The 19,366-nt window shown below is 66.8% G+C and carries 16 protein-coding genes; 7 read left to right on the top strand and 9 right to left on the bottom strand.

The genetic code is table 11. The features are described 5' to 3' along the window. Nucleotides 1-21 precede the first annotated feature (21 nt). Nucleotides 22-1,440, bottom strand: coding sequence for a caspase family protein (locus RPB_RS23795; RefSeq protein ID WP_011441055.1), 1,419 nt, complete (start codon nt 1,438-1,440; stop codon nt 22-24). 66 nt (nt 1,441-1,506) lie between these two features. Next, nucleotides 1,507-3,963 (bottom strand): putative bifunctional diguanylate cyclase/phosphodiesterase, encoded by a 2,457-nt coding sequence (locus RPB_RS10860; protein ID WP_011441054.1) that lies wholly within the window; start codon nt 3,961-3,963, stop codon nt 1,507-1,509. Between the two features lie 274 nt (nt 3,964-4,237). Between RPB_RS10860 and RPB_RS10855 the strand changes: the two genes are divergently transcribed. Then, nucleotides 4,238-5,029, top strand: a complete 792-nt coding sequence (locus RPB_RS10855; protein WP_011441053.1) for an HWE histidine kinase domain-containing protein — start codon at nt 4,238-4,240, stop codon at nt 5,027-5,029. Nucleotides 5,030-5,600: 571 nt separating this feature from the next. Here the strand turns inward: RPB_RS10855 and RPB_RS10850 are convergent. The 3 genes from RPB_RS10850 to RPB_RS10840 form a co-directional block, all read right to left on the bottom strand. After that, entirely contained in the window at nt 5,601-6,296 is a 696-nt protein-coding gene (locus RPB_RS10850; RefSeq protein ID WP_080507766.1) for a helix-turn-helix domain-containing protein, read from the bottom strand. A 71-nt stretch (nt 6,297-6,367) separates the two neighbouring features. Beyond that, entirely contained in the window at nt 6,368-6,544 is a 177-nt protein-coding gene (locus tag RPB_RS10845; RefSeq protein ID WP_157038801.1) for a hypothetical protein, read from the bottom strand. A 228-nt stretch (nt 6,545-6,772) separates the two neighbouring features. Further along, nucleotides 6,773-7,834 (bottom strand): hypothetical protein, encoded by a 1,062-nt coding sequence (locus tag RPB_RS10840; protein ID WP_011441049.1) that lies wholly within the window; start codon nt 7,832-7,834, stop codon nt 6,773-6,775. 258 nt (nt 7,835-8,092) lie between these two features. Here RPB_RS10840 and RPB_RS10835 point away from each other — a divergent pair, with 258 nt between their 5' ends. Both RPB_RS10835 and RPB_RS10830 read left to right on the top strand, forming a co-directional pair. Next, the gene (locus RPB_RS10835; RefSeq protein WP_011441048.1) at nt 8,093-9,130 is read left to right on the top strand and encodes a patatin-like phospholipase family protein; all 1,038 of its coding nucleotides are present in this window, start codon (nt 8,093-8,095) and stop codon (nt 9,128-9,130) included. Between the two features lie 736 nt (nt 9,131-9,866). After that, nucleotides 9,867-10,847 (top strand): IS110 family transposase, encoded by a 981-nt coding sequence (locus RPB_RS10830; protein WP_011439741.1) that lies wholly within the window; start codon nt 9,867-9,869, stop codon nt 10,845-10,847. A gap of 114 nt (nt 10,848-10,961) precedes the next feature. On the opposite strand, the gene RPB_RS10825 is transcribed toward RPB_RS10830, so the two are convergent. After that, the gene (locus RPB_RS10825) at nt 10,962-11,390 is read right to left on the bottom strand and encodes a CBS domain-containing protein (protein ID WP_011441047.1); all 429 of its coding nucleotides are present in this window, start codon (nt 11,388-11,390) and stop codon (nt 10,962-10,964) included. A 216-nt stretch (nt 11,391-11,606) separates the two neighbouring features. Next, nucleotides 11,607-12,386 (bottom strand): rhomboid family intramembrane serine protease, encoded by a 780-nt coding sequence (locus RPB_RS10820; protein WP_041798194.1) that lies wholly within the window; start codon nt 12,384-12,386, stop codon nt 11,607-11,609. A 561-nt stretch (nt 12,387-12,947) separates the two neighbouring features. On the opposite strand from RPB_RS10820, the gene RPB_RS10815 reads away from it, so the two are divergent. Further along, entirely contained in the window at nt 12,948-13,508 is a 561-nt protein-coding gene (locus RPB_RS10815; protein ID WP_011441045.1) for a PAS domain-containing protein, read from the top strand. On the opposite strand, the gene RPB_RS10810 is transcribed toward RPB_RS10815, so the two are convergent. Both RPB_RS10810 and RPB_RS10805 read right to left on the bottom strand, forming a co-directional pair. After that, on the bottom strand, nt 13,490-14,266 hold the full coding sequence (locus tag RPB_RS10810; RefSeq protein WP_011441044.1) for a Crp/Fnr family transcriptional regulator: 777 nt from the start codon (nt 14,264-14,266) through the stop codon (nt 13,490-13,492). The two genes, RPB_RS10815 and RPB_RS10810, sit on opposite strands and share 19 nt — an antisense overlap. A gap of 147 nt (nt 14,267-14,413) precedes the next feature. Further along, nucleotides 14,414-14,635: a hypothetical protein gene (locus tag RPB_RS10805; protein ID WP_011441043.1), complete on the bottom strand. Its 222-nt coding sequence runs from the start codon at nt 14,633-14,635 to the stop codon at nt 14,414-14,416. 910 nt (nt 14,636-15,545) lie between these two features. Between RPB_RS10805 and RPB_RS10800 the strand changes: the two genes are divergently transcribed. The 3 genes from RPB_RS10800 to RPB_RS10790 all read left to right on the top strand — a co-directional run bounded on the left by RPB_RS10800 (nt 15,546) and on the right by RPB_RS10790 (nt 19,075). Further along, nucleotides 15,546-17,444: a hybrid sensor histidine kinase/response regulator gene (locus RPB_RS10800; RefSeq protein WP_041798193.1), complete on the top strand. Its 1,899-nt coding sequence runs from the start codon at nt 15,546-15,548 to the stop codon at nt 17,442-17,444. 67 nt (nt 17,445-17,511) lie between these two features. Further along, entirely contained in the window at nt 17,512-18,123 is a 612-nt protein-coding gene (locus RPB_RS10795; protein WP_011441041.1) for a PilZ domain-containing protein, read from the top strand. A 331-nt stretch (nt 18,124-18,454) separates the two neighbouring features. Then, a complete protein-coding gene (locus RPB_RS10790; protein ID WP_011441040.1) occupies nt 18,455-19,075 on the top strand; it encodes a transglutaminase-like cysteine peptidase in 621 nt (206 codons plus the stop codon). Nucleotides 19,076-19,366 lie beyond the last annotated feature (291 nt).

Genomic DNA, 19,366 nt, shown 5'->3' with positions numbered 1-19,366 from the left:
CGATCAATCCCGCACCGCCGATCAATCCCGCACCGTTGCGAAGGCGCCGGTCGCGGCATCGACCATGCAGCAGGCCGAGGCCCAGCCGGCGCGCCCGCCCCATTCGACCTCGCACCACGGCGCGCCCACACCGTCTTCGGAGCTGCGGCAGCGCCCGAGCTGGATGCCGGACGCACCGGCCGGAATGGAGAACAAGGCCGGGTGACCCGTGCCCGGGCCGGCGCGCACATAGAGGATGCCTTGCGACACGCTGCCGAGCACGCGGAACACAGGCCGCGCACGCGACTTTGCTTGAGGCGGTGCGGCCTCGTCGCGGCGTGTCTCGACGATCGATCGGCTCGAGACCCAGCCGGTGCGGCCGCGCCATTCGACCTCGCACCAAGGATGGCGGCCGCCATCATCCGGCGCACGGCAGTTCCCCTTGGAGTCGCCCGTGCTGCCAGCCGGAATCGCAACCACGATCGGATGACCCGTGCCGGGCCCGGAGCGCATGTTGAGGATGCCTTCGGAGACGCTATCGAGCACGCGGAAACCCCGGCGCGGCGGCGGCGACGACGAGATCGAGGGCGACGGATTCGGCGCCGTGACCGGCTCGGCCGGCCTCGCGGGTGAAAGCCCGGGTGACTCCGGCGGCGCGACCGCGGCTGTCTGAGGAGACGTCGGCGCGGCGGCCGCAGCGGCAGCCTGGCCGGAGAAATAGAAGTCGCCCTGGATCGGCGACGACGACAGCCACGGCTGCTGAGCGCTGGCGGTCGCCTTTTTCACGGCCAACCCGACGCGGTTGAAGGTCTGAAAGATGTCGAGCCCCGGCCGCGTCATGATCTCGGCCAGGGCCCGCGTATAGGGACTGTGGCCGTCGTCGCCGTCCTGGGCGACGTTGCCGGGCTGGGTCGCGTAAGAAATCAGCGTGCCCTCGGGCGCCTGCATCTGCGCCAAACCGCCGCCGGCGGCGCGCAGCCCCCGACCACCGAACGGGTTGTTGCGGCAGGCGTCGAGCAGGACGATGTTGAGCCGCGTGCCGGCACTCTCCATCTGCCGCAGCACCAGCCCGACATCGAGCATCTGGAAATCGACGTCGGCCTCGCGCGTCGGGTTGGCGCCGACCGGCACCAGATAATTGACGCCACGAATCTGCACGCCATGGCCCGCATAGTAGAACAGCCCGACATCGGCGCCGGCGGCGTCGCGGCCGAACTGCTGCACCAGCGTGTCGAACCGCGCCTTGTCGACGTCGAGCTGCGCGCCGCCACCGACAAGCCTGAAGCCGAGACGCCTCAACGTCTCGACCATCAGAGCGGCGTCCTTGATCGGATTGTCGAGGGCGGTGACGTGACGATAGGCAGAATTGCCGACGACCAGCGCAACCCGGGTCTCGGCCCAGGCCGCCGAACACGACGCCATCATGAAAAGCGCCAGCAGCAGCCGCACTGCCCGTTCCATCGCCGCGATCTCTCCTCACCGCCGGTGCGACGATAGACCGAACAGGGCCGGGCCGCCAATGCCCGCTCACGCCGCCTTTGATGCGGCGTGGCCGAACTTCATCAGCAGGCCGGCGATCTCCGCGGCCGGCCTTGCCGGGCTGAACAGGAAGCCCTGCACTTCGTGGCAGCCCTCGGCGCGCAGCGCGTCGAGCTGCTCGACGGTTTCGACGCCTTCGGCCAGCGTGGTGATGTTCAGGCTGCGGCCGAGGCCGGCGATGGCGCGCACGATGGCGAGGCAATCCGGGCGCTCGGTGAGATCCTTGACGAAGGAGCGGTCGATCTTGATCTTGTCGAACGGGAAGCTGCGCAAGTAACTGAGCGACGAATAGCCGGTGCCGAAATCGTCCATCGAGATCCGCACGCCGAGGCTGCGGAGCTGATGCAGCGTCGCCAGATTGGCCTCGCTGTCGGCGAGGAACAGCGACTCGGTGATCTCGAGCTCGAGCCGGCGCGGCGACAGCCCGGACTGCGCCAGCGCCGAGATCACCACCTGCACCAGATTGCGGCTGCGGAACTGCACCGGCGACAGATTGACCGCGATCTTGACGTCGTTCGGCCAGCGCGCCGCCTCGAGGCAGGCCTGCCGCAGCACCCATTCGCCGAGGCCGACGATCAGGCCGATGTCCTCGGCGATCGGAATGAAATCGGCCGGCGAGACCATGCCGCGCTCGGGATGGTGCCAGCGCAGCAGCGCTTCGAAGCCGCTGACGCGGTCCTCGGCGAGATCGATCAGCGGCTGATAGTGCAGATCGAACTCGCCGCGCGCGAAGGCGTGGCGCAGGTCCCGCTCCATGTCGCGGCGGCGCTGCGCCTGGCGGTCCATCTCCTTTTCGAAGAAATGATGGCAACCGCCGCCCGCCGCCTTGGCGCGATACAGCGCCATGTCGGCGCTGCGCATCAGCACGTCGCAATCGTCGCCGTCGCCCGGCGCCAGCGCGATGCCGATCGAGGCGCCGATCACCACTTCGAGCCCGTCCATGTCGTAGGGCGCGCTGACGAGCTCGATCAGGCGCGCGGCGACATCGCTGGCCTCGTTCGGCGAGGCCACCGACGCCAGCACCACGGCGAATTCGTCGCCGCCGAGCCGCGCCACCAGATCGTTGCCGCCGATCTGCGCGCGCAGCCGGTCGGCGACGCAGCGCAGCAGCCGGTCGCCCATCGGATGGCCGAACGAATCGTTGACGTTCTTGAACAGGTCGAGATCGATGCACAGCACCGCGACGCGTCCGCCGCCGCCGCGCGCCTGCTCCAGGGCCTGCTGCAGCCGCTCCTGATACAGCGCGCGGTTGGGCAGATTGGTGAGGCCGTCATGATGCGCCATATGGGCGATCTTGGCCTCGGCCTTGCGCCGCTCGGTGACGTCGACGACGGCGACCAGAAAGCCCTCGCGATCGTTGAAGACGACGCGGCGGCCGAAGGTCATCACCTGGATCTCGGTGCCGTCGGCCTTGAGGTGGCGCCAATTGCCGCCGGACTGATAGCTGTCGCCGACCTGCAGCAGGGCCAGACTGTGCGCGGCCCATTCGTCGCGCGGCCAGATCTCGCGCAACGTCATCCGCAGGAAGGCGTCGCGATCGTAGCCGTAATGCTGCACGGCGGCGTCGTTGACGTTGAGGAATTCGGTGGTGGCCGCGTCGAACACCCACATCGGCATCGGATTGCCGTCGAATAGCAGGCGGAACGATTCCTCGCGCTTCTTCAGCGAGGTGATGTCGGAAATCGTCAACGAGACGATGTCGCCGAACGCGGTGACGCCGAGGCTGAGATTGCGGTTGTCGGTGTCGATCGACAGCGAATCCTGGCCGCCGCTGTCGACCAGCGCCAGCAGGCGCGCCATCACCGCCGGCTCGCACAGGAAGTTCCGCCCGCCCGACAGCAGGCTCCATTGCAGCGCATTGACCGACTGCTGCAGCAGCGCCGAGGCGCCTTCGTTCAGATGCACGATCTGGAAATCGAACGGCCGGCCGTCGGAGCCGCGGATCGCGGTCAGCGACACGATGCCGTCGTCGGTCGACGAGAAGATCGCGTCGAGCAGATTGTAGCGCAGGCCGTCCTCGTTGACGTAGACGCCGACCAGCGTGTTGCCCCAGCGCGAGGCGGTCGGCAGCGCCAGCAGCACGTATTTCTGCACGATGCCGTCGCGCACGAAATGCGCCGTGCTGAGATAAGGCCGCTTGTTCTGCAGCGCGCTCGACGCCACCTGCACCAGCGCCATCGCGCAATCCGGCGACAGCGTGTCGAGCGGAATGTCCCAGCGCTCGTCGCCCAGCCATTGCTGGACGTAGCGGCCGGTGCGCGTCACACCCGGCCTCGCCACCGAGAGTTCCAGCAGCGCCATGTTGTCGGCGAGCCGGCCGAGGCTGCCGAGCATGACCTCCTCGTAGCTCGGCAACGCCTGCCCGGACTGGACCGCCGCATGCCATTTCCGCTGAAGCACAGCGAGGTCTGCGGAGAGCTGACTGGCCAGCTTCTCCCGTTTCATTCTGACGGCCGTCACGTATCGCGTCCCCGCGCCTCGAACATTCGGCCGCACTCGACGTGTTCCCGATTAAGACGATGTAAACGCCGCGCCGATTGGCCGCAAAACCGAGTATTATGAAGGTTTTATGTCGTCTGATGGTTAGTTCTCGTTAGGCTTTGACGGATGTGTCGCATTACCTGAAATCGAATCGCATTTTATTAGTTCTGATCGCAGAGCGATCCGGGACCGGTCGATAGCAATTGCAATTCGCGAGCCGGAGGCAATACACTCGCGGATGGCACAGACCGAGGGATCGCACGAACTCCTGCGCCGGCCGCTCGCCCGAGCGGCGCCCGAGGATCTGTTGTCCGCCGAGAACGACAGCCTCCGGCTGTTGCTGTCCCAGGCCAGGCTCGATGCCTGGGACTTGTATTCGCAGTCCAACGCCGATGCCAAGGCGAGCGCAGACGCTGACCAGCTTCACAAGCTGATCGTCGGCGAACTACATCACCGCATCAAGAACATGCTGGCGACCGTGCTCGCCATCGTCTCGCAAAGCCTGCGCGGCGTCACCGAGGCGGAGCACGCCCGCCAGGCGATCGAGGGGCGATTGATGGCGCTCGGCAAGGCGCACGATCTGCTGCTGCAGGAGCGCTGGAGCAACGCCGATCTCGGTCAGATCGTGCGCGGCGCCATCATGCCGTTCGACAATCCGCAGGCATCCCGGATCGCGATCGAGGGCCCGGATCTCAGGATGGCCTCCGGCGCCGTCATTGCGATTGCGATTGCGATGACGCTGAACGAACTCTGCACCAACGCGATGAAATACGGGGCGCTGTCGGCCGCGGACGGGCGTGTCGAGATCACCTGGACGCTCGATCCCGCGACGCAGGCGATGCAATTGAGCTGGTGCGAACGAAACGGGCCGCCGGCGCGCGTTCCGGACCATCAAGGCTTCGGCACGCGTCTGATCGAAATGCTGGGCAAGCAACTCAACGGCAAAGTGGCGCTCAGCTACGAGACCGCCGGTTTCGCCTATCGGCTGGATGCGCCGCTGGCGTCGCTGATGGCGACGCCGCAGGACTAGAACAATTCTGCTTTTGATGGAATCGGAGTTGGCTGTCCGAGGTCGCCGTCATCCTGAGGTGCCCGCTGGGCCGCGCTGTGCGCGGCGGCCGGATCTCACCACCGGACCCATGCGGCGACGCCGACCATCAGCATCAGAAACACCGGGACGAGAACCGGCGGCACCAGCCATTCGGCGAACGTTCGGTTCATGTCGTCTGTCCTTCGGGTTGAGCGCTGTCGGCGAATGTTTTCCAGGAGCGGCCGCAGGCGGTGCAATGCCACTCGTTGACCACCGCGGAGGCGGAATAGTTGGAGCGGCTGGGCGCGACCACGGCCTGGCCGCACACACAGGAATCGGTTCCGAGCGGATTGGAGCGTCGCGGATCGTTCACACGCCCACCCGGACGGCGGGACGACGATACAGGCTTCGCGACACGCGAACGGGGGCGATCATGGCACGCACGGGGCTTCTCCTTTGGGGCGGGAGCGCGATCGCGTCTCTCAGCCGCCGATGCCCGGGACAACCGTGTGCGACGATAGGTGTCAGATAGGGATCGGACGCATGAATTACCAGGTGGCGGCCGGCGTCTTCACGACGCATCGAGCTCGTGCAGGCCGGCACGATCGAGGAACCGCACAGTCCGTCGTTTGCTCATGACGATGATGCGCGACGCTTGAAGCTTGGTCAGGCAGCGCGAGACTGTTTCGCTGCTCAGCCCGAGATAATCGGCCATGTCGTGCTCGCACATCGGCAGACTCATGCCCCCCTTGCTCATGGCGCCCGTGGTTGCGAGGCGGCGATCCATCTCGAGCAGGAACGCGGCGACCCGTTCCAGCGCCGACTTGCGTCCCAGCAACACCATGTGCTCACGGGCCTTCCGCAACTCGGCGGCGACGAGGTTGCAGAGCCCCCAGGCCAAGCCGGGATCGATACCGGCCTCCCGGTCGAGATCATCGAGCCGCACCGCCAGCGTGGTCGTCTTCACCAGGGCTTCGGTCTCGTGACTGCGCAATGCGCCGGAGTCGAGCCCGAAGATTTCCCCCGGAAGATGAAACGCACTCAGATGACGGCGTCCATCGGGCAGACAATGCGAGGCCCGAACCGCACCTTCAAGGACAGCGTGAGCGTGATGCGCCGTCTCGTTCCTGGTGTAGATTCGTTCGCCTTTCGCGAAACTCTGCGTGTTCGATCGAATCGCAGCGGCGTTCCCCAGCAAATCGAAATGCGTCTCCAGCCACGAACTGCAGTCGTCCGTCGGCACAATGATCGCGTCCGCTAGCGCCATGTCGGCAGCCAATCCAATGCAGGAGACCGGATATCACCGCACCGCGCGAAGATGCGGCGTCGGCGGACGGATCAGACGCTTCGATCGGGGGCGAGCGCTGCTTGCTGCGGACGGCCGCCGGCCTGGGACGGCTTGTCGCCGAGCAGCCCGAGCAACTCCCGCAACACTCTGCGCTGATCTTCGTCGGTGCTCTGCGCCAAGGCTGCGCGGTAAAGCTTCAGGTTCTCATCGCGGATGAAATTTTGCATGAGCATCTCCCCTGCGGAACCAGGCGGGAGCAAACCGCGCTCTCAGTCACCCGTCGATGCCGATGGCAGCAAGGTGATGCGCGAGACTGCACACAAATACCGTCGAATGTCGATTGAGAATCGATCGCGGGATGATTGAAAGCGCAACGACATGGGGCTCGCGTATGGAACCGAGCGATTAGTTCCGATAATGGAACTCGCACCGGCGGCTGTGCCGCGCCGACGCCGTCAGCGCGCCAGCACTTCGACTTCGCCGTCGACGCCGTTGACGACGTTGAAGCCGCGCTCGAACACCTTGCCTTCGTTCTTGGCGATGGCGCGGTATTCACCCTCGGACAGAACCACTTTCGGGAACGCGCCGATCGATTCCTTGATGACGTCGCCACCGGGCGTCAGCACCGACCAAGCGGTGTTGGCGAGCGCCTCGCCGCCTCTGTCGGAGACGAGCTTCAGCGTGATCACGGCGGCGCGGTGGGTGACGGTGACGTCGGTCAGCTTGCCGGCCGTGACGCGGATGTCGGAGCGCACCACCGAATTGGCGTCGCCGTAATTCGACACGATGTAGTAGGTGCCTTCGGGCACCAGCGCGACGTCGCCGGCGGCGGCGTTCGGCACCAGCGGCGGGCGCTGCGAATTCTCGAACTGGCTGCCCTTGTAGATCGAGAACGAAATCTGGTTCTGCGGAATCCGCGTGCCGCCGACGCGGCCTTCGATCCGCAACCCGCCGGCCGGCAGGATGAAGGCCTCGCGGTCGGTGTCGGTCTTGAGCGTCACCGGGCGCACCGCGCTGACCAGGCCGTGGGCGACATGGACCACGTAATTGCCGGGCGGCAACACGATGTTCGGCGTGGCGCCGTGCTCCTCGCGGATCAGCTTGATCGCGCCGCTGTCGTCCGGCCGGTCGGAATAGACCCGCCACACCAGCCCGGCGTTGATCGCCGGCAGGTCCTTGCCGTAACGCGCGGTCAGCGCCAGCACGCCCTGGGCCGGCGCGGGCGATGCGGCCGGCGGCAGCGGCGACACCACCGGCGGGGTGACGGCGGCCACCGGCGGCTGGGTCAACGGCGCCGGCAGGGTCGGCACCGCGGCCGGGCCGGTCGACGGCGCCAGGCTGATGGCACCGCCCGCGGGCGGCTCCGGCACCGAGGCCGGCGGTACCGGCGGCGGCCGATCGCTGAAGAACTGCGCCGAGGCCGGCTGCGCCAGCACCACGGCCAGCCACACCGACGCGCAGGCGAGCGTCAGCCTCCCGCGTGGCCCTGCCCGGCCGGTTTTACCCCTGCAAATCATGGCTGTTGGTTTTCACTGAAAACGCGGCGAATTCAAGCCTGCGCGTCGCGCGACCGGAGCGACGCCGGGCCGCGGCGAGATCACGATGATTTTCGCGGCATTGTCACGATTTTCCCCTAGTCGGGGCATCCGCAGACATTAATCATGCACTGCGAAGCGATTTGGGCAGATCGTTTGATCGCGCTTCAATCGCCACTGGGCTACACCGCGCAGGCACCGGCCGCGTCAGCCAGGCCGGAGCGGTTCGAGGAGGCAACCATGCTGGAAAATCTGATCGGTCGCGGGCAGAGCAGCCCGCCCAACCAAGGACCGCTTCAAGCCAAGGTCGGCCTCGACACCATCCGGCGGCCGGTGATCGGCCTGGCGCTCGGCGGCGGCGCGGCGCGCGGCTTCGCCCATATCGGCATCCTGCGCACCCTGCTGGACCACGGCATCACCCCGGACGTGGTGGTCGGCACCTCGATCGGCGCGGTGGTCGGCGGCGCCTATGTGGCGGGCCATCTCGACACGCTGGAAGAATGGGCGCGCGGACTGCAGCCGCGCAACATCATCGGCTATCTCGACATCCGCCTCAACGGCTCGGGCCTGATCGGCGGCAGCAAGCTCGCCGCCCAGCTCGAAGCCACGCTCGGCCAGACCCTGATCCAGGACCTCAAGCAGAAATTCGCCTCGGTGGCGACCGAAGTGCGCACCGGCCACGAGATCTGGCTGACGCATGGCCGCATCGTCGACGCGGTGCGGGCCTCCTATGCCCTGCCCGGCATCTTCTCGCCGGTGCTGATCGGCGACCGCTGGCTGGTCGACGGCGCGCTGGTCAATCCGGTGCCGGTGTCGGCGGCGCGCGCGCTCGGCGCCGAGATCGTGATCGCCGCCAACGTCTCGAGCGACGTGTTCGGCCACGGCACCACGATCTTCTCGCACGGCGCGGTCGACGAGGTGATCGAGCCGGCGCCGGAGCCCGAGCCGAAACGCGGCTTCGGACGATTCTTCTCGCCGGAGAAGCTGATCAAGCAGGAGATCTTCGGCAGCGGCAACCGTCCCGGCATCTCCAAGGTGATGGTCGACGCCTTCAACATCATGCAGGACCGCATCACCCGCGCAAGGCTCGCCGGCGATCCGCCGGACATGCTGATCTCGCCGCGGGTCGGTCGGATCGGCTGGTTCGACTTCCACCGCGCCGACGAGATGATCGCCCACGGCGCGCGCGCCGCCGAACGCGCCATCGACTCGATCCGCGAAGCGATCGAGGAAGCCGCCCCGCACGGCGCCAAGGTGGACGTGCCGGTCGAGACGTGAGGCGTTCGCGAGACGTGAGGCGCTCGTCGCAGGCGGTCCGCAAACCGTCGGCCATGACCGGCGTGCATGACCGGGGTGCATGACACCGAACTATCAACGAGTCATTCCGGGGCGCTCGCACCAGCGAGCGAACCCGGAATCTCGCCGCGGGGGATCGTCGGCAGTCGGCGGCCTGAATCTCGGGATTCCGGGTTCGCGCTGCGCGCGCCCCGGAATGACCGTGGCGTTGCAGGCGCGCATGACCGGCGTCCCATGACACCGAGCCAACAACGAGTCATTCCGGGGCGCTCGCGCAGCGGGCGAACCCGGAATCTCGCCGCGGGGGATCGTCGGCAGTCGGCGGCCTGAATCTCGGATTCCGGGTTCGCGCCTGCGGCGCGCCGGAATGACCGTGGAGCGTTGCAGGCGCGCATGACCGGCGTCCCGTGACACCGAGCCAACAACGAGTCATTCCGGGGCGCTCGCGCAGCGGGCGAACCCGGAATCTCGCCGCGGGGGATCGCCGACAATCGGCGGCCTGAATCTCGGGATCGTAAGTCTCGGGTGACCTCGGGATAGCCTAAGAGGTCTTGGGGCGGGCGTAACGAGTTCTCGGGAAGGTCGTTGGCGACCGTCGGAATCTCGTTCCCCGCCTCGTTTGGTCGGAAAGGCCGGACACCCGGACGGTAGTAAGTGCTGGCCGCACGATAGACGATCCAGGCGCCGGCCTTGCCTCGTGGAACAAGGCAGGGACATCATGACAGCCTCCCCCTCATCGGACAACATCTTCATCGGCATCGACGTCGGCGGCGCGAGCCTCGACGTGGCATGGCATCGAGGCGGTCGCGCTCATTACGCGAACCGCCCGGACGCGATCGCAGAGCTGGTTCAGCGTCTTGTCGCCGGGCCGCAGTTGACGCGGATCGCGGTCGAACCGACCGGCGGCTACGAGAAGCCGCTGGTCAAGGCGCTGCGCCAAGCGGGTCTGCCGGTCGAGATTGTGCACACCTCGCGGTTTGCGGCGTATCGCACGTTGATCGGTCAGAAGGCCAAATCGGATACGTCGGACGCGCGCCTGCTCGCTGCCTATGCGGCGAGTCCCGACGAAATCCGTGGTCGCAAGTCCGATCACGTCGAACTCGAGGAAAATCCAGTCCGAGAGGCGCTTCATGAATGCGCCAGCCGCCGTGACCAACTCAAACAGATGATCCACGCCGAGAGTTGCCGGCTGGCGACGACGCGGCTCGCCGAGATCCGGCAGGCGATCGAGCAGCACCTCGACATGCTTCGGGCCGAAGACAAACTGCTCCAGCAGAGGATGCAGACCCTGCTCCGCCAGAGCGCCGACCTGATCGCGGCCCAACGCCTCCTCACCACCATCAAGGGCATCGGCGTCACCTCGGCGACGACCCTGATCGCCATGGTGCCCGAGCTCGGCCGGGTCGACAACAAAGCCGCCGCAGCGCTGGTCGGCGTGGCGCCGTTCGTTCGCCAAAGCGGTACGATGACCGCTCCGGCCCGCATCCGCGGCGGCCGCGCGGCCGTCCGACACATCCTCTACATGGCGGCCGTCGCCGCCAGCCGGCACAACAAAATCCTGCGACCGTTCTACGAACGCCTGATCGCCGACGGCAAGCCAGTGAAGGTTGCGCTCATCGCCGTGCTCCGCCGGCTCGTCGTGTTCGCCAATGCCGTTCTGAGGTCCGGACAGCCATGGAAAGGCGCATCACTGACTTGACAGGAGACACGGTAGATTCCGGGTTCGCGCCTGCGGCGCGCCCCGGAATGACCGTGGAGCGTTGCAGGCGCCCCCCGGGATGCAGGCGCGCCCCGGAATGACGGGCGAAAAAAATCAGGCGCTCTTGATGTAATCGTGCAGAGCCTGCTGTTCGTGCTCGTATTCGTTGAGCCGCCATTTCACGATGTCGCCGATCGAGATCAGGCCGACGACGCGCTCGTTCTCGAGCACCGGCAGATGCCGGAACTTCTGCGACGTCATCACTTCCATGATTTCGCCGACGGTGTCGCCCTGCGCGCAGGTCACGACCTCGCGGGTCATCACCGCGTGCACCGGACCGTCCAGCGCATCGGCGCCGCGATCGGCCAGCACCTTGACGATGTCGCGCTCCGACAGAATGCCGTCGAGCCGGGCGCCACGCATCACCAGCACTGCGCCGACGCGCCGCTCGGCCAGCGTCCTGATCGCGGCGGACAATCGCTCGTCCGGCTCGACGCTGTAGATATAACGGCCCTTGGCTTCCAGGATTGCTCGCACTGTCATTGTCGCCTCCCGAATGGCGCGCCTCTGTTGGAAGGCGGCTCTGTTTGGTAACTCGATCAGCAGTCAGCGTGGTTCGATCACGACGGCATCGCCGACGTTGCGCCCGGCCCGAGCCAGTTGCAAATCATAACTAACAAATGAGGCGAATCCGCGCCGTGCTGCTTGCAGCGCAGCAAAGCGACCGCAGTGCAACGGTCGAGGGTCGCGGATGGACGATTAGTTCGGATCGATCACCGCCGGCGCGCGGCGCGGCACCGGGTCGAACAGCGAGAACAGCAGCAGGCCGGCGAAGAAGCCGCCGATATGCGCCTGCCAGGCGACGCTGGCGCCTTCGTTGCCGACCGCGATCGAGCCGACGCCGAAGATGATGTTGATGCCGAACCAGATCGCCAGGAAGGCGATCACCCGCGGATCGCGCAGCGCCCGCAGCAGCGGCTGCGCCGGCACCCGCGCCGCGGCGTCGGCGTCGCCGCTGCGGAACGACAGGAAGCTGCCGCGGGCGAAGGCGAAGCGGATCGCCGCGGCCATCGCGCCCGACACCGAAGCCGAGGCGCCGATCATCGGCGCGATCTCGTGGGCGTGAGTGAGAAGATGCGCCAGCGCGCCACCGATCGCGGTGACCGCCATGAACAGGAAGAACCGCGCCGCGCCGAACCGCCGCGCCAGCGCGCTGCCGAACGGCAGCAGCCACAGCACGTTGAAGAAGATGTGGCTGAGATTGGCGTGGAGCAGCGAATAGGTGACGAAGGTCCAGATCTTGGCGCCGGTGCCGCCCGGAAACGGCGCCGACAGCAGCGTGGCGTCGTAGCGCTTCGGGATGAAGCCGAACATCTCGATGGTCCAGTAGTCGATGTCCGGCGGCAGCAGCACGCGCAGATGGATCACCGCCAGCAGCGCCACATAGGCGGTCAGCGCGCGCGGCAGGTTGAGGATCGGTTCGCGCGGCGGCTCCGGCGGCGACGGCGGCAGCGGCTGCGTTTCGGGCGACGAATCCAACGTGAACGACCTGCTACGAGCGCCCGGCCGCGGCGCGGCCCGGAGGCGATGCGATCCCATAAGCGGCTTGGCCAGACGGTGCAAGCCGGGCGTCGCCGCGCCGCCGTCCGGCGGCCCTCGCCGGCGGGATCTGTCAGCCAGGACCTGTCAGCCGGGACTTGTGAGCCGGGACTTGCAGCCAGAACTCGGCAGCCAGGACTTGCAGCCAGCGCCACGAAAAAAGGGAGGGCCCGAGAAGCCCTCCCTTCGATCCTGCCGGTGCTGTCGGCGGTGATCCCCGCGACGACCGGTCTGTTTTGGCAGCCACCCCGTAACTCATCGCCCGGATGCCTGGAGAACACCCGCGCGCCAAGAACGTTCCCACTCTAGCCCGGCCGCCGCCGACCACAACCGCATAGTTAATTTAACCTTAACGCGACAAAGCGGGGGTTAACGGCGGCGCCGCCGGCTTCCGGCATGGACGCTGCACTGCCCCTCCTGCACAACAATTCAGGGGCCCGCGACGCGCGGCACCGGGACAGACCTGTCCCGGGACGCGCCCGGCGCGGGTCAGGGACAGGCATGAAGCATCCGTCGAGCCGCGCATTCTTTGCATATTGGGACAGCCAGCGCGGCGACGCGCCGGCGCCCGATCGCAGCGATGTCGAGCCCGGCGCCGTCCGCCAGTTGCTCGGCGACATCTTCGTGCTGTCCAGCGATGCCGCGGCCGGCTACCCGTTCCGCGTCGCCGGAACCCGGCTCAACGCCCTGCTCGGCCGCGATCTCAAAGGCGAAAGCCTGCCCGGCCTGTTCGGCGTCGACAGCCGTCGCGACTGCGAGGACATTCTCGGGGTCGTCGCCGACGAGTCGCTGGCGCTGGTCGCCGGCGTGACGTCGTCGTCGCCCACCGGCGCGGTCGCCCATCTCGAATTGCTGCTGCTGCCGTTCGCGCCCCGGCTGCACACGCCGCTGACCATGACCGGGCTGCTGGCGCCGCTCGGACCCCGGAGCGCCGGCGAACTCGGCGCGCTGCGGTTGACCACCTGGCGCACGCTCGGCCGGCAGTCCCGCCGGCTGCGGCCGCGGGTGCTGCGCAAATGGGAAGTGGCGCGCGGGCTGATCGTCTATGAAGGGCTGCGCTGAGCCTGGCCGAATTCGGACCCGGGTGCGGGCCGCTGCATCACCACCGTCGCGCTGCTCCGGAGCGGCAGGACCGCGACCGGCACCCGGTCCGCGCTTCGGCATTCGCACGAGCGTCGGATCAACCCCTCGACATCGAGGATCGCCATCCGGCCGCGGCTGTAACGGATCAGACCCTGCTGCTGCAGCCCATGCGCGATCAGCGAGATGGTGTTGCGCTTCACGCCGAGCATCTGCGCCATCAGATCCTGACTGAGCAGCATGCAGTCGCTGCCGGCCATCTCGCGGGACTGCAACAGCCGCCGACACAACCGCGCCTCCGCGGTGTGCGCGGCATTGCAGGCCGCGGTCTGCTCGGCCTTGATCGTGCGGCTCGACTGATCGCGCAACAACGCCTCGCGCAATGCGGGGCTGAGTTCGGCGACGGCGCGAAAATGGCTGGCGTCGATCGCCGAGGCCGCGCCGGAAAATCGCACGACCGCCGCGCACGACGACGGCACGCCGAACAGCGCACTGGTTGCGCCGACCACGCCGTCGCGCCCGACCACGCCGACTTCGATGGTCTCGCCGCGCTGCAGCCGGGCCAGCGTCGACACGATGCCACTGTGAGGAAAGATCACTTGCCTGACCGGAGCGCCGGCCTCGATCAGCACCTGACCGAAATCCAGCACCATCGTGCGCAGATACGGCCGCAGCAGATTGAACTGCGCCGACGGCAGCGCGGCCAGCAGATCGTTCGGTGATTGGAGACTTGTCACCATCACAGCCGCCCCGGCAAGGCCGAGACGCCGCGCTCGATCACACGGTCCGGCCGATGAGTTCCCAAGTTCCGCGCCGTCCCGTTCGGGGGGAGCAAGCCTGACAACTCTTCGAGCCGTTGAGCGGTAAAGTCCAGTTCGTACGACTACTCACGATGCCGCGCGAGCGCGCTTGACCGGAGAACCGAGGCCGCGCGACGCCATCGGCGGCGTCAGATGCCGCAGCGAGGTTCGGCCATCATCTCGACCACCGGCATCCTCGGCGACCATGATGCAGCCGATCAGAGCGGTGAGTACGCGCATTTCTTCTTCGGCATCGACCTGCTTGGCGAGGTCGGCGCGCGAGGATCCGCTGTCGTCGCTGTGTGCCATGAGGACTCTCCTAATTCGAGTGTGCAATATCGAACGAGCCAATGGCAGCGTTGATCTGGCTCAAGTCGAAAAAAAATCCGAACCGGCGACGCGGCATCGCGCCCTTCGGAACCGAGGGCCGGGCGCGGCCAGCACAGCTGTCCGCGGTCCGCGACGCCGCCGTCGCGCAATCGATTAGTCTTTCGATATCAGAGATTTGTAACAGTCCTGGCGGGGGCCGGGCAACCCTGCCCGGCACCGGCGATGGCGGTCGGCGCCACGTTTCCCGCGCCGCACGCCGCACATTGACGCGAGCCGTCCTGTGTCAGCGGCAGTTTGTCGCTGCCCACGCCTCGGCGCAGCAGCGGATGATCCGGGGTCTCGACCAGGACATGCAGGCGCCGATTGGTTCCGTTGTGCCAGGTTGTCGGCCGCGCCGGTGGTCCCGTTGCTGCAACGCAAACAACCCGCTGCGCGTGGATCACCGAAGCCGGGCCACCGTTCCGACGAGCGGGAACCGATCAGCGTCAAACCGACGCGCCTCACGCATCCTCGCCGTCTGATCCGCAATGCTCGCAAGTATCAACTTGCTCTCGTGACGATGCTGATATTCGCCGTTCTGATAACAATCGGGGATAGCAGCTTGCTTATTCCGCAATTGTGGCAGACATGTCTCGACAAGTGACGAAGTCTGTACCGAGACCAGATTCGTGCACGCAGCGGCGGCCGTGATTGCTGGTCGATATTTCCGACCCTCCGCGTCGACACGCAGGCGACGCTGTATTTTTTTATCGATTTGAACGAAGCGCCACCACAACGACGCGACATACACACGACGCGACACACACGACGCGATACGCACATGACGCCGACAAGCACGCAATGTCGCGAGACACGCGAAGTCCACCCGCACAGACGCGATGACGAAACGATGAGCTTCGACAATGCCAGTGCTTCACTCCTCAGGGCGCTGGTTCATGCGGCCCCCGACGGCATCTTCCTGGTCGATCGCCATCAGCGCATCGCGCTGTTCAACCCCGCTTGCGAGGGGCTGTTCGGCTGGTCGGCCCGCGAGGCGCTCGGCGAAGACGTCGCCACGCTGATTCCGGACTGGCGGCAGCAGCCGGCACTCCGGTCGCAGGTGCAGGCCCGGCGCCGGGACGGCACCACGTTGACCGTCACGCTGGCCACGGCCGCCTCGGCCGCCGATGCCGCGTCGATCGTTGCGACGGTGCGTGAACGCGACATCACCGAGCAGAGTCGCGCCGAACGCGCGATCCGCGAGGCCGACGCGCGCGTCGCGACGCTGATCCAGACCGTGGACAACGGCGTGATCCTCACCGACCGGCTCGGCCGGATCAAGACCTTCAACCTCGCCTGCCGCAGGCTGTTCGGCTACCAGGCCGACGAGGTGATCGACCGGCACATCTCGATGCTGGCCCCGGCGGCGAACGCCGACGCGATCCAATCGCTCCTTCGCCGCGGCAACCAGGCCGACGAGCACGGCCGGATCGGCACCGTCCGCGGCATGACCGGGCTGCGCCGCGACGGCGGGACGTTTCCGATGGAGCTGTCTGCCGGCACGACCGTGCAGGACGGCGAGCCGGTGTTCGTGGTCGCGATCCAAGACCTCACCGACCGCAAGCACACCGAAGAACGACTGGCGCAGGCGCAGAAGATGGAGATCGTCGGCCAGCTCTCCGGCGGCATCGCGCACGACTTCAACAACCTGCTGACCGTGATCGTCGGCAACGCCGAATTTCTCGCCGACCAGCTCAAGGCGCGGCAGGATCTGCGCGGGCTGGCCTGCGAGATCAGCCGCGCCGGCCAGCGCGGCGCCGAACTGACGCAGCGCCTGCTCGCGTTCAGCCGCCGGCAGACGCTGAAGCCGGTCGCGGTCGACTGCAACGAGCTGGTCTCGTCGATGCACGATCTGCTGCGCCGGACGCTGCGCGAAGACATCGTCATCGACATCGCGTTCGGGGCCGAGCTCTGCGCCGCCTTCGCCGATCCCGCGCAGCTCGAATCCGCGATCCTCAACCTGTCGCTGAACGCGCAGGACGCGATGCTCGGCGGCGGCCGGCTCAGCATCACCACCGCCAACGTCACGCTCGACGCCTCGTATCAATCGCTCAACCAGGACGTCCGTCCCGGCGACTACGTGCTGATCGCGATCACCGACAACGGCTCGGGAATGTCGAAGGAGGTGCTCGATCGCGTGTTCGAGCCGTTCTACACGACCAAGGAGGTCGGCAAGGGCTCCGGCCTCGGACTCAGCATGGTGTACGGTTTCGTCAAGCAGTCGAACGGCCACGTCTCGCTCTACAGCGAGCCCGGGCTCGGCACCACGGTGCGACTGTATCTCCCCGCGGTCGCCGCCGGCCGGCCGACCGGCCCGGAGCGGCCGGACTCCGTGGAGCGCCTCGCGTCGCGCGGCGAAGTCGTGCTGATCGTCGAGGACGATCCGTTCGTCCGGTCCTACGCGGTGATGTGCCTGCGCAGCCTGGGCTACGGCGTGATCGCCGCATCCGACGGCGCAGGCGCGCTGCAGACGCTCGACGACGACACCCATTTCGACATCCTGTTCACCGATGTCGTGATGCCCGGCGGCATCAGCGGCTGGGAGCTCGCCGAGACCGCGTCGCGCCGACGGCCGGATCTGAGGGTGCTGCTGACCTCCGGCTACGCGCTCGAGACGATCGCCGGGCGGAGCCACGGCCGCGAGCATCTGGCGATCCTGACCAAGCCGTACCGCAAGGCGGACCTCGCGCGAAAGCTGCGCGAGGTGGTCGAATCCTCGCCGCCGGCTGCCATCTGCCGCGAATGCTAACGGGTCGTTAACCCTGAGCATCCTACGGTTGCGGAATATTTCGTTTCCGGCCGGACAGCGGACTCCCGTGTTGTTGCAAAAGCAAACCATACAGCCGGCAACCGCCGAGCGGCGTCGATTCCAGCGCGTCAAAATCCACCTGCTGGGCCGCTACATGTTGCCGGACCGCCGTGAGTTCCCCTGTCAGGTGATCAACATGTCGCCGGGAGGGCTGGCGATGCTGGCGCCCGGCATCGGCAATGTCGGCGATCGCGTCATCGCCTATCTCGACCATATCGGCCGCGTCGAGGGCAAGATCACGCGAATCATCGACAACGGCTTCGCGATGACCGTCGGCGCCACGCCGCGCAAGCGCGACAAGCTCGCGGCGCAGCTCACCTGGCTCGCCAATCGCGACATCCTCAATCTGCCGGAGGACCGCCGCCACGACCGCATCGTGCCGCGCAACCCGATCTCCGTGCTCACGCTCGAAGACGGCAGCCGCATGACCTGCCGGATCATCGACATGTCGCGCTCGGGAGCTGCGATCGCCGCCGAGCAGCGGCCGCCGACCGACACGCAGGTGCTGCTCGGCCGGGTCGCGGCCCGCGTCGTCCGCCACCTCGACGACGGCTTCGCGCTGGAGTTCGTCCACGAGCAGAACGAAGACACGCTCGAAGACAGCGTTACTACGCAGTGAACGCCCGCGGCGCTCCGGCCGCCCCCTGATCGCCCGCCACCGCCTCCCAACGCGGCTTTCGCCGCCGTACGCCTGCGCACGCCGGCGCGCCGCGATGGTTAATCCGCCGCCATGCCGATCGCGAAAACCCCGGCGCCGCGGCGACTTCCGGCTTAATCGTTCAAATTTGAATCAATTGCAGTCGTGTCGAATTTTATACAAATTCGATTCAAGTATAAATCGAATACGCCCTCAGTTTGATTAGTATTCGCCTCGACTTTACTTAGTTGATTTAGCGGCCCCGCAAATCGTTTGTGGAAAAGATGGTCCCAACAAGAAAACGGGGGCCACAATGTTTGTTAGCAGGGGATTGCGGACGGGACTGATCATTGCCGCGGCGGTCGTCACCATGACGGCAGCGGCACAAGCGGGAGACAAGGTTCGCTACGCCAGCATCGGCGATACGACGCGCGCACCGATCGGCTGGATCGAATTCTGCGCCGACAATCCCGGCGACTGCCGCAGCGGACGCAGCCAGGCGCGCGACATCGTCCTGACGCAGACCGCGTGGCGGGATCTGCTCAAGGTCAACAGCTGGGTCAACGACACCATCAAGCCGCTGACCGACATGGACCATTGGGGCGTGATCGAGAAATGGTCGCTGCCCAGTGACGGCTACGGCGATTGCGAGGACTACGTGCTGCTGAAGCGCAAGATGCTGATCGCCGCCGGCTGGCCGCGCGAGGCACTGCTGATCACCGTGGTCCGCGACAAGAAGAACGAAGGCCACGCGGTGCTGACGGTGAAGACCGACAAGGGCGAGTTCGTCCTCGACAACCAGAACGAGGAGGTCGTCGCCTGGACCGAGACCGGCTACCGCTTCGTCAAGCGGCAGTCGCAGACCGACGCCAATGAATGGGTCGCACTCGGCGATTCCCGCCCGGCCGTCGCCACCGCCAGTTCGCAACGCTGAGGCGCCGACAGCAACAAGGCAACACCAACACAGGGACACACGATCCGGTCAAATCCCCACCCCTCCCCGTCCCAGATCGGATCGTGCGCGGCCAGCCTCCCCCAAGGCTGGCCGCAACTTTTTTGGGGGCGAGAATGGCTGCGTCGTCTCGCTCTGCGAGGCCCATGTCGAGACCGCCTGTACTCAGAGGCACCAAACGCAAAAAAGCCCCGGACGGATTGCCGGGGCTTTTCTGCAACAGAACGGCTGAATCTCAGTCGATGACCGACCTGCTCAGTCGATGACGGCTTG

The organism is Rhodopseudomonas palustris HaA2 (assembly GCF_000013365.1).
GTDB lineage: Bacteria > Pseudomonadota > Alphaproteobacteria > Rhizobiales > Xanthobacteraceae > Rhodopseudomonas > Rhodopseudomonas palustris_J.
The sequence above is the reverse complement of the archived record's forward strand: the minus strand, read 5'-3'. Positions and strand labels throughout refer to the sequence as shown.